Genomic DNA, 14,906 nt, shown 5'->3' with positions numbered 1-14,906 from the left:
TCAGCTGCCTCCGGTCCCGAGCGCCTCGCCAGCCTGCGCCAGGGCTGCTCGCACCGCGGCTGCCAGGCGTTCATCGTCGTCCTCAGGGATGCACCGTAGGTCCACCAGGCAGGCACCGCGGTGGACCCGGGGCAGCACAGCCGGACTGCCCGTGCGCAGCGACCGGGCCGCACTCTCGGGGAGCCGGACTGCCCAGCCGGGCAGCAGCACGCCGGGTGCTCCCCCGCCGCCGACCCTGCCGTCGTGCTCAACGACGACACAGGCTACAGCCTCCGCGAGGGCCTCGGTGCGCTCACGGAGGCGCCCCGGGTCGGCGTGCAGGGCGGCAGTCACCGGCGTCACTTCCCCGGAAACGGTCGCTTCCAGGGCGGCCAGTGCCAGTTTGTCCATCCGAAGCGCCCGGGCCAGCGGATGGCGTGCCATCCTGGCAATGATTTCGGCGCGGCCGAGCAGGATTCCTGATTGCGGGCCGCCCAAGAGTTTGTCACCGCTCACGATGACGACGTCGGCACCGGCTGTCAGCGCACTAGCGACATCGGGCTCCACAGGCAGCACGGGGTCCGGACTGAGCAGACCGCTGCCGAGATCCACCACCAAGGGGACATGATGTTCATCGGCCAGAGACCGGAGTTCGCTGACGCTGACGCCGGAGGTGAAACCAGTGATCTGGAAATTGCTCGGGTGGACCTTGAGCAGGCAGCCAGTCTGCTCCCCCATAGCCGACTTGTAATCGCCCACATGAGTCCGGTTGGTGGCACCCACTTCCCGCAAACGGGCACCAGCCGATTCGATTAGTTCGGGAAGCCTGAAGCCGGCGCCGATTTCGACGAGCTCCCCGCGGCTGATGACCACTTCGCGGGTGCCGGCCAGGACGCTGGTGGCCAGCAGCAGGGCGGCCGCTCCGTTGTTCACCGCCAGCGCGTCCTCGGCAGAGGGACACGCTCGCAACAGTGCCTGACGCACCCCGGCGCCGCGACGTGAGCGCATTCCGGATGGCAGGTCCATTTCGACGTCGACATAACCGGCGGCCGTGAGCAAAGCTTCTCGCGCGGACTTCGACAGCGGGGCGCGTCCCAGGTTCGTGTGCACGATGACGCCGGTGGCATTGAGCACCGGTCGTAAGGACGTGGCCTCGCGGGATGCCACGGCGGCCAGGATCTCTGGTTCGACGTCCTCGGGCGCAAGCTCCCCGGAGCGCGCCTGGTCCTGGATCTCCTGAATGATGGAACGGATCACAGTTTCGCCGAGGCGTCCCCGGAGGCCCTGGAGCTCCGGGTGCGCGAGCAGCCGGTCGGTGCGCGGAATAAGCCGACGCGTGTCGTCCTTGCCCACGGCCCTCCTTCGAGGTCGCCCTACAACTGCGGCAGTTGGCGGAGGCGGACGGGAATCGAACCCGCCAGGCCGAGCTACTCGGCCTCACCGGTTTTGAAGACCGGGGGACCCACCAGGACCCGGACGCCTCCATGAGGATGCTAACACTGCCCGACTCTCCTACACTGAGGGCTCATGGACGGGATCATGGCCCCAGATCAGGAACAGTCCGGAGCAGTCCGGCTCACCAGCCACGCCCATGGCGGCGGGTGCGCCTGCAAGATTCCCCCCGGGGAGCTCGAGGATGTTGTCGGTGGCCTGGCAGGACAGAGCCACCCCGACGTTCTGGTCGGGCTCGACGGCGGCGATGATGCCTCGGCGGTGCTGGTCGGCGACAACCTCGCAATACTCTCGACGGCGGATTTCTTCACTCCAGTGGTCGATGACGCCTACGACTGGGGACGCATCGCAGCGGCGAACGCTATTTCCGACATCTATGCCATGGGCGGGCGCCCCGTCAGCGCCATCAATCTTGTCGGCTGGCCGCGGGACGTGCTGCCGATGGAGCTGCTGGCCGAGGTTCTGCGCGGCGGACTGGCAGTTGCCTCAGAGGCTGATTGCCCGGTGACGGGAGGGCACTCAGTCGATGACCTGGAACCCAAATACGGAATGGCGGTAACCGGCGTCGCCGACCCGGATAAGTTGCTTCGCAACGATGCTGCCACGCCCGGGCTGCCGCTCACGCTAACCAAGCCGATCGGCCTGGGCCTGCTCAACAATCGGCACAAGCAGACCGGCGAGGTATTCGCCGAGGCCATCGCCACGATGGTGCAGTTGAACCGAGAGGCCTCCGAGGCAGCCGTGCAGTGCGGTCTCCGGGCCGCAACGGATGTCACTGGGTTCGGCCTGCTGGGCCACCTCTTCAAGATGTGCCGGGCCTCCGGCGTGGGTGCAGTCATCGACCGAAAAGCAGTCCCACTGGTCTCCGGCGCACGTGAAGCGCTTCGGGACGGCTTCATCTCGGGTGGAACCCGGCGAAATCTGGAGTGGGTCCGTCCCCATCTGCGGCCTGGACCGGGAATCTCCGAAGAGGACTTGCTGATGCTTGCCGACGCCCAGACCTCCGGCGGCTTGCTCGTCGTAGGCGAACTGCCCGGGCACCCCATCGTGGGACACACGACGGCGGGCCCCGGAATCGAGGTCCGCTAGCGCGTCACGCCTTCCCCCGTTCGCGGCCTGTGCCTCGGCGCCAGCCGGCCGGCCGCCGGCGAAGCTCATTCGGCGGTAGTGATCGAATCGTGGATGACGCCCGCTCGGCGGCGTGCCGCGAGCCGGTTCTTCTGCGGTTCGATCGTGTAGCGGGGATCGTCTGTGGAGCGGATGCCCGCGCGCAGGATCCCGAACCGGGTTAGGGCCGAGGCACCGAGCAGCGCTACCCCCGACAGTGCCGCGATAAGCCTGTGCCGGGCTCCGAAAAGCGCGCCGACACCTCCGGCGACGGCCAGCCGCTCGCTCCAGGCCAGCATCCGTCCAGGCCCGTCCAAGTGCAGAGGCTCGGCCGCGACCGGGTCCATATTTTTCTCCATGCGTCGGGTGGCGATCAGCTCGCCGGCGACTCCGAGCACGGCGAGCGCCCGAGCTGGTGCGGCCTCCTTGGCCGGGGTGGTGATCATGGCGAGGCCCGCCGCGGCGAGACTGGCAGAACTGACGAAGACGAAGGGCAAATCCTCCCGGGCGGCATTCCAAGTCGGATTCGCGGTGTCCGAGAGCAGGACAGCGGTGTAGGCGGACAGCGGGGCTGCGAACACCGCAGCTTCCACTCCAGCCGGCCCCTCGAGCCCACGAAGCAGCCGGCGCAGCGGCCCGAGCGGCAGCCGCGAACCGGTCATCCGATCGATTTCGGAAACGGCTGAGACTCCGACGCCGGCACTGAAAGCCGTCAGAATCCACGAGCCCAGGCTCATCGGCGATGTGAGCTTGATGGTGCGAAGCATGTTGAGGAACCGCTCGGGACGGCCCAGGTCCTCCACCAGCGCCGCGGCTCCCATCCCGACGGCGGCGAGCGCGGCCAGGCGGCTGTTGCGGCACAGTATCGGGTTGCCAGTCAGCTGCCCACCGACGCCGAGCAGCGCCGAGCCGCCGGCCACTCCCCCCAGGAAGAGGTAAACGGCTATCGGGTCTCCCCACGGCGGCGGCTTGACGACCGGCCGTCCGTAGTAGGAAGTGAACCCGGCCTCGGGAACCATCGGCACTTCCCCGCGGTCCCCGCCCATCCCAGCGCGGCGGCGCTTGCCGCCCCGCTTGCGCCAGCGAGGCGGTTCGGGCGGGCGGTATTCGTCGAAGTCGGAAACCGTCAAACCCGGCCTCCCACGAGGAAGGCCGCGGTGGCGGCGGCCAGCATGCCGGCGGCGGCAATGCCTGCCCGCTTGAACATGCGCGGAAGGTCCGCCGTAGGCACCCGCGGATCCGGCGGCAGCCCGTACACCTCCGGTTCGTCCAGCAGCAGGAAGACAGACCCCGTGCCGCCCACGCCGTCGGAATCATTGGCTCCGTAGAGCCGGGCCTCCGTCAGCCCCTGCGCGTGCAGTTCCGCCACCCGTTCCTTCGCGGTGGCCACCAGCTCCTCACGCTCGCCATACTTGATCGACGTCGTAGGGCAGGCTTGGGCGCACGCGGGAGTCTGACCATCGACCATGCGGTCGTAGCACAAGGTGCACTTCTGGGCGACGCCGACGTTGCGCGTCGGGGCCTGTTCCCCTGGGGTGAAGTCGCGTTCGGTCTTCGGTCCTGCCGTCCCGTCGCTGCGCCGCTCGATCACCCCGAACGGGCACCCTGCCACGCAGGTTCCACAGCCGTTGCACACGTCGTCCTGTACGACGACGGTTCCATGCTCTGTGCGAAACAGGGCACCGGTGGGGCAGACGTCGAGGCACCCGGCGTTGGTGCAGTGCTTGCATACGTCGGAGGACATCAGCCACCGGAAGTCCGGGGTGTCCGGCGGCCTCGTGTCCGCGCCGGCAAGGTTGGGCGCCTGGTCCTGCCGCGGTGGGCCGAAGCCGGGCATGCCGAGACTGACAAGCGCCCGGCCGGATTCGCGGGCCCGGACGATTTGCTCCTGGTCCTGCTCGATGAACGCGACGTGCCGCCAAGTGTCCGCTCCTAGAGACCCGGTGTTGTCGTAGGAAGACTCGAGCAGCTCGTATCCTGAGTCTTTTGAGTCGTGGGGATTGCGGTTCCACTCCTTGCACGCGACCTCGCATGCCTTGCACCCGATGCAGATCGACGTGTCAGTGAAGAAGCCCTTCCGGGGATGGCCCGTTTGCCTGACGTGGTCCGGAAATTCGGTCAGCCGGTTCATTCAGTACTCCTCCTTCGTCTCGTGGCCCGTTGCCCGGCCGGGACCGGTGAGCTTCTGGTTGCCGGTCTCCGGTGTCACCCCCGCACGGGTCTGATATTCAGCGATCAGCGAGAGGAGTGCGGCGCCACGTGGCCGCCGCCCCGGGACGATGTCACACGAGCCGGCCTTGGACTCCTGGATCTGCACGTTGGGATCGAGCGTCACGCCGAGCAGATCGTTGGCGGCGTCGCCGGAAACCACGGCGTCCTGCCCGATGCCCCAGTGGTAGGGCAAGCCGATCTGGTGGAAGGTCCGTCCACTAACGTTCAGCGGCTTCACTCGTTCGGTCACCAGAACTCGCGCCTCGATCGCCGAACGGGGCGAGATGATGGTGGCCCAGCCGTACGGTTCCAGTCCCCGTTCGGCTGCCAGTTCCGGGGACACTTCGCAGAACATTTCCGGTTGGAGTTCGGAGAGATAGGGTAGCCACCGGCTCATCCCACCGGCAGTGTGATGCTCCGTCAGCCGGTACGTGGTGAAGACATACGGATAGACCTCGGAGCCTGGCTCACCTGCACTGGGCGCGCTGAGGTTGTCCGCGCGCGGATAGGTTAACCGGGCAGGGTTCTGCTGCTGTCGGTAAAGCGGGTTGGCGATCGGAGACTCCTGGGGCTCGTAGTGCGTCGGCAGGGGTCCGTCCACCATGCCCTTAGGCGCGAACAGCCATCCCTTGCCGTCCGATTGCATGATGAAGGGATCGTCGCCTGCGAGCGCCGCGGCCCCGCCCGCCCCGGGATTCGGGGTAGTCCCCGGTGCGCGGTCCACAGGGAAGTCCGGCACGTCCTCTCCGGTCCACCGGCTCTGCTCCGGGTCCCACCAAATGTACTTCTTGCGTTCGCTCCATGGTTTGCCATCGGGATCCGCGGAAGCCCGGTTGTAGAGAATCCTCCGGTTCGCGGGCCATACCCAGCCCCATTCGGGCGCGACTGGGCCTTGTTCCCGGCCAGGCTTCCGGTCGGCGGCATGGTTGATACCGTCCGCGTAGACTCCGGTGTAGATCCAGCATCCGCCCGATGTCGAGCCGTCGGCGCGCATCTCGGTGTAGGACGAGAGGGGCCTGCCGGCCTGCGGCCCGGTGAGATGCCTGCCGTTGATTTCCGCGAGCACCGCTTCGCCGTCGGGCTCGCCGTGTTCATCGACGGGATAGTCCCAGGTCAGGTCCAGCAGTGGCCGGTCCCGTTCATCGGACGAATCCGCCAGCTTCGCCCGAATCCGCTTGCCCAGTTCATAGAAGAACTCCAGTTCGCTCTGGCAATCGCCCGGTGGCCGGACAGCTTGGTGGCGCCATTGGAGCATCCGTTGCGTCTGGGTGAAGGAACCGGCCTTCTCCACATGGGTGGCTGCAGGCATGAAGAAGACTTCGGTAGCTATGTCTTCGGTCTTGAGTTCACCCGAAGCAATTTCCGGACCGTCCTTCCACCAGGTAGCCGATTCGATCAGGCTCAGGTCCCGCACCACCAGCCACTTCAAATGTGACATGCCCAGCCGCTGCATGCGTCCATGGGCCGAACCGACGGCAGGGTTTTGGCCGAAGAGGAAGTAGCCCTCGACGTCGTCGTTGAGCATGCTCATGACCGTCTCATATGTACCGTGGGGTCCGTTGATCCGGGGCAGGTACTGGTAGCCCCATTCCGAGTCCTCGTTGGCCGCATCGCCCCACCAGGCTTTGAGCAGACTGACGGTGTAGGTGTCGGCAGCCGCCCAGTATCCCTTCTGGGTTGGCGAGGCAATGCCGTCCAGGTATTGCTGCAGTGTTTCCATCTCGGCCTTGGGCATCGGGAGGTAGCCCGGCAGCAAATTGAACAGGGTCGGGATGTCGGTGGAACCCTGGATGCTGGCATGGCCGCGCAGCGCCATGACTCCGCCGCCAGGCCGTCCTATATTGCCCAGCAGCAACTGCAGGATCGCTGCCGTTCGGATGAATTGGGCACCCAGAGTATGTTGCGTCCACCCAACGGCGTACGCGAAGCACGTGGTCCGGTCCCGTCCGGAATTCTCCGTGACGGCCCGGGCCAGATAGTCGAAATCCTCGGGGGAAATGCCGCAGGCCTCGCCGACCATCTCGGGCGTGTAACGGGCATAGTGCCGCTTGAGAATCTGGAAGACGGTCCGCGGGTGCTCCAGCGTCGGGTCCTGCTCAAACTTAGGGTTTCCCAGCGGCGGGCCGCCGCTACCGTATTGGTGCCCGGCCGCCCGTGCAGAAGTATCAGCACCGTGCTCGTGTCCGCCGGGCGCTTCCGCCCCGCTCTTCCGCTCATAGGCCCAGGAAGACAGGTCGTACTGCCCGGTCTCGGGATCGAATCCGGAGAACAGGCCGTCCAGGTCCTCGGTGTCCCGGAAGTCTTCGCCGACCAACGTCGATGCGTTGGTGTAGGCAAGGACGTACTCCTTGAACCACAACTCGTTGCTGATCACATAGTTGATCAGGGCACCGAGCAGCACGACGTCCGATCCCGCGCGGATCGGCACGTGTTTGTCAGCCACCGCGCTGGTTCGGGTGAACCGCGGGTCCACATGGATGACCTTCGCGCCCCGTGCCTTCGCCTCCGTCACCCACTGGTAGCCGACTGGGTGGCATTCGGCCATGTTCGAGCCCTGGATGACGATACAGTCGGCATTGGCCATGTCCTGGAGCGATTGTGTGGCGCCGCCCCGCCCAAACGAGGTTCCCAGACTGGGAACCGTGGCGGAGTGTCAAATGCGGGCCTGGTTCTCCAGTTGGATGGCTCCTGCAGCGGTGAAGAGCTTCTTGATCAGGTAGTTCTCTTCATTGTCCAGCGTGGCCCCGCCGAGGCCGGCAATGCCCATCGTGCGGCGCAGCGGCCGGCCGTGCTCATCGTTCTGCTGCCAGTTGTTCCGACGCGCTTCAAGGAATCTGTCCGCCACCATCTCGATGGCGGACTCCAGGTCCAACTGCTGCCAGTCCTTGGCGTGGGGGGCCCGATAGAGCACCTTTGTCTGCCTGCCGGGCGCGTTGACCAGTTGCTCGCTGGCTGATCCTTTCGGGCAGAGCCGCCCACGGGAAATGGGTGAATCCGGATCCCCTTCGATCTGGACTACCTTCTCGTCTTTCACGAAGACGCGCTGGCCGCATCCGACGGCGCAGTAGGGGCACACGCTTTGAACAACCCGGTCGGCAGTCGAGGTCCGCGGCGAGATCACGCGGGTCTTCGGAGATGTTACGGCTTCGCCGCGGCCGAGTGGATCACCCGACCCGAATTGCCGGACAACCGGCCACCCCAGAAAGCTGAACCGCGACATGGGCCCACCATAACCCATCACCCTCCCTGGCAACAGGGGCAGAGACACCGCAACTGCGGCCGGAGCACTTCCCCAAGCTGCCCATCGCGGTACGTTACCGCTGTACTGTGGTCAACCGATCATGTAGGCGAATCCCCGCCCCTCCGAGGCCACGGCATGGACGAAGGCCTTGGCTCGATGGAAAAAGTCGGTGGCATAGGCTACTTCGGACTTCAGAGACTGATGAGGCGAAGAGATCTCTCCCAGGCCCGCTTCGATCTCGTGGTCGCTGATCGCCTCCAGGTCCCGCGCGATCAAGGCGACTTCAGGAGGCAGGAGCGTGCGCAGCCAGGGATGCCACGAGAGACCACAGTCGGTGTACGTCACGTCCCCTTCGAACATCAGGTAAGCGGGTCTGGCGCCCGCACTTGGAGTGGGCGGAGCAGTCAGCCGCTGCAGGTACGGCCATGCCTTGTCGAGGTAGAGGAAGTCATGCTCCGGCAAAGGTTGTCGACCCTCTGTGACGCCCTGTATGGAGGCCGGCAGGAGGCCCCACGCATCCGCGAGCGGGTCGGAGCCGATCACAGTGAGTGGGTCGGCGAGCGCCTTCTCTGCCTGATCCTTGTCGAATGCGTATGCGTAATATCTGATTCCCATACGACGATTCTTGGGCAGCAATGTGCTCCCCAAGCCAGCTTCTTGCCATTTGTGGATATCTTGCCGCCAACAGTCGACTGTCGTCGGGCTGTTTAACCCAGGCTCCACCGTGTCCTGTCTCAGGATCGGCTCGCGGGCAAACTTGTCCACCGGGATGCCCGACCCCCACGGCCCGGCTGGAATCAGCGAGGCACGCATCGCAGATAAGCGGAAGTCCTAAACCAGGCCTGCCCGGATCGCGTCTGCTGCAACCGTGGGCCCGAAAATCTCAACCAAACCCTTCGCACGCTCCACGATTCGTTGCAGGTTCGATCGCCTCGGGGTGAATGTATTCAAAGAGCTCAAGACGACCGTGACCGTGCGGGATCTGGAGCATCGCGATGTTGGCGTGGTTGCCTTCAAGTTCGACGGCGGTGTCGGTTCACTCACCGCTGACCGGTGTCGCGGCCGATAACAGTGAGACCAAGGTCCTGAAAAACGCGGTCGTTGCTTCGAGGTCGCGAACGGCGATACCGATGTTCTCAAGTTTGATGGCCATGCGCCACATGCTAACGAGCCCACAACACAGAAAAGAAGCCTCGGGTTGCGGCAATTCGGGCGGAGGCGCGGGACAATCATCGTGTGGACGACCTGCATGTGCCTCCGGGACCCGGCGCGCCCCGCGGCCTTCGGGTACCGGCGGGAGAGCTGGTCGAACAGTTCTCCCGCGCCTCCCGTCCTGGCGGCCAGAGCGTCAATACTGCCGACTCACGTGTGCAGCTCAGCCTCGATCTCGGCACGACAACTGCGCTGAGCGAGGTCCAGCGCGAACGCCTCCTCGACCGGCTCTCCGGAAGAGTCTCGGGCACCGTATTGACCATCAGCGCCGCCGAGCACCGCTCCCAGCGGCTCAACAGGACTGCGGCAAGGCAGCGCCTCGTCGCAGTCCTGCGTGACGCACTGGCTCCGCCTGTTGTCCGGCGGCCCAGCCGTCCCACGAGTGGCTCCCGGCGTCGTCGGCTTCAAGGAAAACGGTTACGTTCCGAGACCAAGCGGAACCGCAGGCGCCCAGAGCCCGAATGACACTGAGGGCTGCGCCAAACGCTGGGTTCTCTGCAGGAGAAGGCACGGCTGCCGGTTTCAGGACCAAGGCGGCATCGAAATCGGCGATGGATGCCTCATCGGCCACAACGCCGTGATCACCGCCCTGACCACGAGCTGTTGCCGAGCCGGCGGGCCGAACGAAGCCGATCGGCCAGACTTACGCCTCCGTACTGGAATCACGCGCTCGGCCAGCACCTGCCGCAAGATCTTGAGGGCATTGAGGATGCGCGGGAAGCGGATGTAGGGGACCTGCTGGATCAGAATCCCTACGATCTTCTGCTCTCTCAACGAGACCCGAGCACGACATCGCAAACCCGCGATGCGCCTGCGCCGCTGTGCGAACGTGTAACGGATCGGATGACCGCGCCTGTCGCAACGCGGCGCGTTGAGATGCTCACATGGAGGTGACGCCGCGAACGCGGTGCCCGACGGCGATCGATTCACCAGAGATGGCGCTGGCAACCGGAGACACCAGGAATGCTATGAGATCGGCAACCTCGGAGGGCCGGACCTCCCCCGCCTTGCTGGCCACGACATCAGTATGGGCGTCGTCGCGAACGACTCCGGGACTAACCGTATTGACCGTGACCCCCGTGCCGGCGACCGAGTCGGCAAGGTTTTTTGCGGCGATAATGAGCGCCGCGTTGCGCACCGAACCCGCCACATTTCCGGTCAGGAACGCATTCTGTCCGGCCACCCCGACGATGCGTCCGTAACCTGCCCTGCTCATGACATCGAGCGCCGCGTTCGCCAGCCTGAGAAAACCCGACGCCTTGGCGTCCACGGCCTCAAGCACTTGCTCCGGGTCGGAATTCCGCGCCGAATCCAGGGTCTGGGCGCTGGGGGCAGCGGCGACGACCACACCGTCCAGTTGCCCGTGTTCTTCGATCACGGTGGAGATCCCCGCGGCGACGGAGGCCTTGTCCCGCGCATCCAGGACCAACCCTCCGCGCCCGCTGCGCGAGGCCGCCACCGCAGTGGCGCCTTCCGCGCGAAGACGGTCGACCACCGCCGTGCCAACCAACCCGGTCCCCCCGACGACGAGCACCACACGTCCTGCCAACTGTAGATCCATGCCGCCCACGATAGCCCGCCACCCGGAACACCACCACGAGGCTGGCACCGGGACACTATGTTCCGTGCATCACCGGTGCAGGGCCCGACCGCCCGCAACACGCCGCTGGCGCCAAAGTGCTGCCGGCAAGGATCAGGCGGAGCGGGTTCCCGAAGCGAGCTCTTTAAAAGCGCTTTGGTGGAAGACCATCGCCGGGGCTCCCGGTGCGCTGCTCGCGTGCAGGACCAGATCGGGCGCGACCAGGCGGCCCTGACCGGAGACAGGCTCGCGGCCGTGCCCGTCGTCGGGGTGGTGTCGAGTGCTTTGGAGCGTTGTCGGGAGACCGCCCAGTTCATCCTCGATCGCCAGGCTGGCTCGCCGGACGCGCCGATCGAACTTGATCGCACCGAGTGCGATTACGGCGAGTGGCAGGACCGCGCCATCAGTGATCTCGCGACCGAGGATTTGTGGCCGGTTGTGCAGTCGCAACCGTCCGCCGTCGTCTTTCCCTGCGGTGAATCCCTGGCCGCGATGCAGGGCCGGTCGGTGGCAGCGATCCGACGCCACGATGCGGCCTTCGAGACGGAGCACGGGTCAGGGGCCGTGTGGGCAGCGGTAAGTCACGGCGACGTCATGAAGTCAATCCTTGCCGACGCGCTTGACATGCACCTTGACCTTTTCCAGCGTATCAACGTGGGCCCAGGGTCCGTATCGATCGTGGGCTACGGCGTTAGTCAGCGTCTACGCGACCAACACGACGTCGGCGATCTGTCGTGGCTGTCGAACGGCATCCGCCCTGCCGATGCGCCGGTGGGCGGCGGTTCAGGGCAGCAAGCGTCCTGAACCTCATGGGCCTAAAGTACTGACATGCCTACACGTGTTCACGAGTTCGCCTGGCCTGATCGGGTCGTCGTTGGCACCATTGGCCTTCCGGGGGCGCGCACGTTCTATCTGCAGGTGCGTGCGGGGACGCAAATCGTGAGTATTGCCCTGGAGAAGCAGCAGTCGGCTCTGCTCGCGGAGAAGATCGACGAAATTCTCGACCAACTCATCGCCGTCGAGGGCAATCCCTTCAGCGTGCCCACGAACACCCCGATTGAACTTGTCGACAACGACCAACTCGAGGCCGTTCAGGAGCAGTTTCGTACCGGCTCCATGAGCTTAGGTTGGGACCCGACGACGGCGCAGGTCGTGATAGAGGCCTACGCCATCCCCGATGTCGCTCCCGACGACGAATCGCGTGATGAGGGCGGGGCTGACGCGGACGAGATGCTGCTGGTGCGGATGCCGGTCGGCACCGCCCGCGCTTTCGCGAAGCGCACCCGTGAGATCGTGGACGCCGGGCGCCCAACGTGCCCTCTCTGCGGTTCCCCAATAGACACTGACGGGCACGTCTGCACCCTTCCCGGGACCTGATGCCAGCGCTGGACCTGGTGACCGCCGAGCTGACGCTCACCGTCCGCATCACGACGGCTTCAAGCGCAACATTTCTGGGCAGCATCGGCGACCTGCTGGTCGTCTATAAGCCGATAGCAGGCGAAAGTCCACTGTGGTTTTTCCCCCGCGGCCCCTGGCTCATCGGGAGGTGGCCGCCAACCTGGTCTCGCACGTCCACGCATGAGCTGTTCGCGAAGAGATCGGCAGAACTGCAGGCAGCGGCTTTCCATCAAGAGACAGTCGGTTCGTCCATCGGTTCAGTCCCCAACATTCACGGTAGCCGCTATGGCGGCCTTCGCCGGAGCCCTCATTCGCCCGCCGCCACGCCCCGACGACTACAGCACTGAGCACCACCGCGCACTGCCGGTAAATCTCGCGGCTGTGCCCCTGCCGTAGAACAAGTTCATGAACTCGCTGTCGATTACATCGTAGACGACCCTGTAATCACCCACTCGGATGCGGACCGCCTGTCACCACCGCTCAACTACAAGGATCCCTGAGGGCGAGGGGCTTGGGCAGGCGCATCATCTGCCCGCGGCTAGGAACATCTGGAGCACGATCTCCTGCGTGGTCAGCGCAGCGCGAGCGTCTCCACAGGCTGCCCGGTGATCTCGGCGATCAGGTCGAAGTCCTTGTCCACGGCCAAAACTGTCAGCCCGGCCTTCTCCGCAATTGCGGCGATCAGGAGGTCCGGGATGGACGGCGCTCGGTGCTGCCCACGATCTGCGAGCAGCATCTGTACCTCCCACGCACGATCCTCCATCGAGGGTGTCAACCGTTGGATCGGCATGAGCGACAACGGTGGCACTGCGAAGATCATCCGCCCGTCCTCCCCCGTGCGCACCGAGAATCCGATCTCAAGCCTCGTGATTGTCGAGACCCGTACGAGACCGCGCTCGATACGCGAGTTCCACATCTTTGAATCCGATGTCTGCCCCAACTGCATGCGCACGTACGCGGACTTGTCGATGAGCCAACCCGTCACCGCCATGCGTCGGCCATGACGTCGGGATCGGCGAGGTCAGCGAGGATCTCCGCCGACCTCTTCCAGCTCTCTTCGGTGACTTTCGCCGCCGGTCGGGGCGCATCACCCTCCAGCTGGCGACGCAGGTATTCATTACGAGACAGGCCCAGCTCTTCAGCACTCCGGTCGATTCGCGCGACAGCCTCGTCGCTGAGTCCACGAATCAGCACGTTCGGCACCGCAACCACCTCCACAGGTCGGTGACATCATGATATCACTATGCGCGTCGCCATGGCATCTCACACTTTGCAATAAAGGGCTCTCCTCCTGCTCGGACGGGAGTGGCGGGTCTACCTATCACTCCCGTCGACGAGGTAGGTGCGAATCTCGGCGATCCGCGCCGTCTTGGCGGCTCCCGCGAAACGGACCACATGGCAGAAGTCGACACGCTGGGCGTCGCGTGTCGCGTAGCCGTCACAGCTCGCAAACTTGCCCATTGGGCGCCGTCGGCAAGGCACTCGGCGACCGCGCCTAGATCTCCTGCCGCCCACGCGGCAGAGAACTCGGCGACAATCGTCATGCGAGGCGAATCGCTGTCGAGGGGTCAGTCGTGTTGCTCCGTAATCGCGCCGTGCCACTGGACGTCAGACGTTGAAGCGGAACTCCACCACGTCGCCGTCGGACATGACATAGTCCTTGCCTTCGATGCGGACCTTGCCGCGCGCCTTGGCTTCGGCCATGGACCCCGCCTCGACCAGGTCTGCGAAGGAAACGACCTCGGCCTTGATGAAGCCGCGCTGGAAATCGGAGTGGATCACGCCGGCAGCCTGCGGCGCGGTGTCGCCCCGGTTGATGGTCCACGCCCGCGCCTCCTTGGGCCCGGCGGTGAGGTAGGTCTGCAGGCCCAGGGTGTGGAAGCCGACGCGTGCCAGCTGGTCCAGGCCGGACTCTTCCTGGCCGTTCATCTCCAGCATTTCGCGTGCTTCTTCCGGCTCCAGTTCCACCAGGTCCGCTTCGAGCTTGGCATCGAGGAAGACACAGTCCGCCGGCGCCACGAGCTTGCGCAGCTCCTCCTGCCGCTCCGGGCTCGCGAGGATCTGGTCGTCAACATTGAATACGAAAATGAACGGCTTGGCCGTCAGCAGGCTGAGTTCGCGCAGATGCTCCAGGTCCAGCTTGTCGCTGTCGACTGATGAAAAGATCGTGTCGCCGCGTTCAAGGACCTTGCGCGCCGCCTCCAGGGCGGTAAGCTCGGCCGCTTCGCGCTTCTTGATCTTCACTTCCTTTTCCACGCGGGGCAGCGCCTTTTCGATCGTCTGCAGGTCCGCCAGGATCAGTTCCGTGTTGATGGTCTCCATGTCGGAATGGGGATCCACCTTGCCTTCGACGTGCACAACGTCCGGGTCATCGAAGACGCGGACGACCTGCGCAATGGCCTGTGCTTCGCGGATGTTGGCCAGGAACTGGTTGCCCAGGCCTTCACCTTCCGACGCGCCGCGAACGATGCCTGCGATATCGACGAAGGAGACGGTGGCCGGCAGGATGCGTGCGGAGCCGAAGATTTCAGCGAGCTTGTCCAGCCGCTCGTCCGGCAGCGGGACGACGCCGACATTCGGTTCGATAGTCGCGAACGGATAGTTCGCGGCCAGCACCTGGTTGCGGGTCAGCGCGTTGAAAAGGGTTGATTTGCCGACGTTGGGCAGTCCGACGATGCCAATAGTTAGAGCCACGGTAGTCAAGAATACCGGCCCTGCGGCACGCGG

13 protein-coding genes, 1 tRNA gene and 2 pseudogenes are annotated in these 14,906 nt (G+C 65.2%); 5 read left to right on the top strand and 11 right to left on the bottom strand.

Features of this window, described 5'->3' with window-relative positions:
• Entirely contained in the window at nucleotides 1-1,332 is a 1,332-nt protein-coding gene (gene selA, locus D477_RS04080) for an L-seryl-tRNA(Sec) selenium transferase (RefSeq protein ID WP_005267533.1), read from the bottom strand.
• A 36-nt stretch (nucleotides 1,333-1,368) separates the two neighbouring features.
• Nucleotides 1,369-1,463 (bottom strand) — tRNA-Sec (locus tag D477_RS04075).
• A gap of 55 nt (nucleotides 1,464-1,518) precedes the next feature.
• Here D477_RS04075 and selD point away from each other — a divergent pair.
• Complete coding sequence (selD, locus tag D477_RS04070) at nucleotides 1,519-2,520, top strand: selenide, water dikinase SelD (protein WP_043845577.1); 1,002 nt, start codon at nucleotides 1,519-1,521, stop codon at nucleotides 2,518-2,520.
• Between the two features lie 65 nt (nucleotides 2,521-2,585).
• On the opposite strand, the gene nrfD is transcribed toward selD, so the two are convergent.
• The 5 genes and pseudogenes from nrfD to D477_RS23815 form a co-directional block, all read right to left on the bottom strand.
• Nucleotides 2,586-3,668 (bottom strand): NrfD/PsrC family molybdoenzyme membrane anchor subunit, encoded by a 1,083-nt coding sequence (nrfD, locus tag D477_RS04065; protein WP_005267530.1) that lies wholly within the window; start codon nucleotides 3,666-3,668, stop codon nucleotides 2,586-2,588.
• Nucleotides 3,665-4,669 carry a 4Fe-4S dicluster domain-containing protein gene (locus D477_RS04060; protein ID WP_005267528.1) on the bottom strand — a complete coding sequence of 335 codons (1,005 nt, stop codon included), beginning with the start codon at nucleotides 4,667-4,669 and terminating at the stop codon, nucleotides 3,665-3,667. The genes nrfD and D477_RS04060 overlap by 4 nt, the downstream gene beginning before the upstream one ends.
• Nucleotides 4,670-7,969 carry a formate dehydrogenase gene (fdh, locus tag D477_RS04055; RefSeq protein ID WP_237740696.1) on the bottom strand — a complete coding sequence of 1,100 codons (3,300 nt, stop codon included), beginning with the start codon at nucleotides 7,967-7,969 and terminating at the stop codon, nucleotides 4,670-4,672. It lies immediately after the preceding gene.
• 111 nt (nucleotides 7,970-8,080) lie between these two features.
• A complete protein-coding gene (locus D477_RS04045; protein ID WP_005267523.1) occupies nucleotides 8,081-8,605 on the bottom strand; it encodes a hypothetical protein in 525 nt (174 codons plus the stop codon).
• A 292-nt stretch (nucleotides 8,606-8,897) separates the two neighbouring features.
• Nucleotides 8,898-9,143: pseudogene (locus D477_RS23815) on the bottom strand (VOC family protein); the annotation flags it as partial.
• An 83-nt stretch (nucleotides 9,144-9,226) separates the two neighbouring features.
• On the opposite strand from D477_RS23815, the gene arfB reads away from it, so the two are divergent.
• The gene (gene arfB, locus D477_RS21675) at nucleotides 9,227-9,667 is read left to right on the top strand and encodes an alternative ribosome rescue aminoacyl-tRNA hydrolase ArfB (RefSeq protein ID WP_005267521.1); all 441 of its coding nucleotides are present in this window, start codon (nucleotides 9,227-9,229) and stop codon (nucleotides 9,665-9,667) included.
• Between the two features lie 415 nt (nucleotides 9,668-10,082).
• Here the strand turns inward: arfB and D477_RS04030 are convergent, their stop codons facing one another.
• Nucleotides 10,083-10,763, bottom strand: a complete 681-nt coding sequence (locus D477_RS04030; RefSeq protein ID WP_043845575.1) for an SDR family NAD(P)-dependent oxidoreductase — start codon at nucleotides 10,761-10,763, stop codon at nucleotides 10,083-10,085.
• Nucleotides 10,764-10,979: 216 nt separating this feature from the next.
• Between D477_RS04030 and D477_RS04025 the strand changes: the two genes are divergently transcribed.
• From D477_RS04025 to D477_RS23130, 3 genes and pseudogenes are all read left to right on the top strand, one after another.
• Complete coding sequence (locus D477_RS04025) at nucleotides 10,980-11,585, top strand: MSMEG_4193 family putative phosphomutase (RefSeq protein WP_005267515.1); 606 nt, start codon at nucleotides 10,980-10,982, stop codon at nucleotides 11,583-11,585.
• A gap of 24 nt (nucleotides 11,586-11,609) precedes the next feature.
• Nucleotides 11,610-12,158 carry a DUF3090 domain-containing protein gene (locus D477_RS04020; RefSeq protein ID WP_005267513.1) on the top strand — a complete coding sequence of 183 codons (549 nt, stop codon included), beginning with the start codon at nucleotides 11,610-11,612 and terminating at the stop codon, nucleotides 12,156-12,158.
• Nucleotides 12,158-12,354: pseudogene (locus D477_RS23130) on the top strand (SCO1664 family protein); the annotation flags it as partial. The gene D477_RS04020 and the pseudogene D477_RS23130, both read left to right, overlap by 1 nt.
• Nucleotides 12,355-12,750: 396 nt before the next feature.
• Here the strand turns inward: D477_RS23130 and D477_RS04015 are convergent.
• From D477_RS04015 to ychF, 3 genes are all read right to left on the bottom strand, one after another.
• A complete protein-coding gene (locus D477_RS04015; RefSeq protein ID WP_005267512.1) occupies nucleotides 12,751-13,170 on the bottom strand; it encodes a PIN domain nuclease in 420 nt (139 codons plus the stop codon).
• Nucleotides 13,161-13,382 carry a type II toxin-antitoxin system VapB family antitoxin gene (gene vapB, locus D477_RS04010; RefSeq protein WP_043845551.1) on the bottom strand — a complete coding sequence of 74 codons (222 nt, stop codon included), beginning with the start codon at nucleotides 13,380-13,382 and terminating at the stop codon, nucleotides 13,161-13,163. The genes D477_RS04015 and vapB overlap by 10 nt, the downstream gene beginning before the upstream one ends.
• A 405-nt stretch (nucleotides 13,383-13,787) precedes the next feature.
• Nucleotides 13,788-14,873, bottom strand: a complete 1,086-nt coding sequence (gene ychF / locus D477_RS04005) for a redox-regulated ATPase YchF (protein WP_005267507.1) — start codon at nucleotides 14,871-14,873, stop codon at nucleotides 13,788-13,790.
• Nucleotides 14,874-14,906: the final 33 nt, after the last annotated feature.

This window comes from Arthrobacter crystallopoietes BAB-32 (assembly GCF_000328305.2).
GTDB lineage: Bacteria > Actinomycetota > Actinomycetes > Actinomycetales > Micrococcaceae > Crystallibacter > Crystallibacter crystallopoietes_A.
The sequence above is the reverse complement of the archived record's forward strand: the minus strand, read 5'-3'. Positions and strand labels throughout refer to the sequence as shown.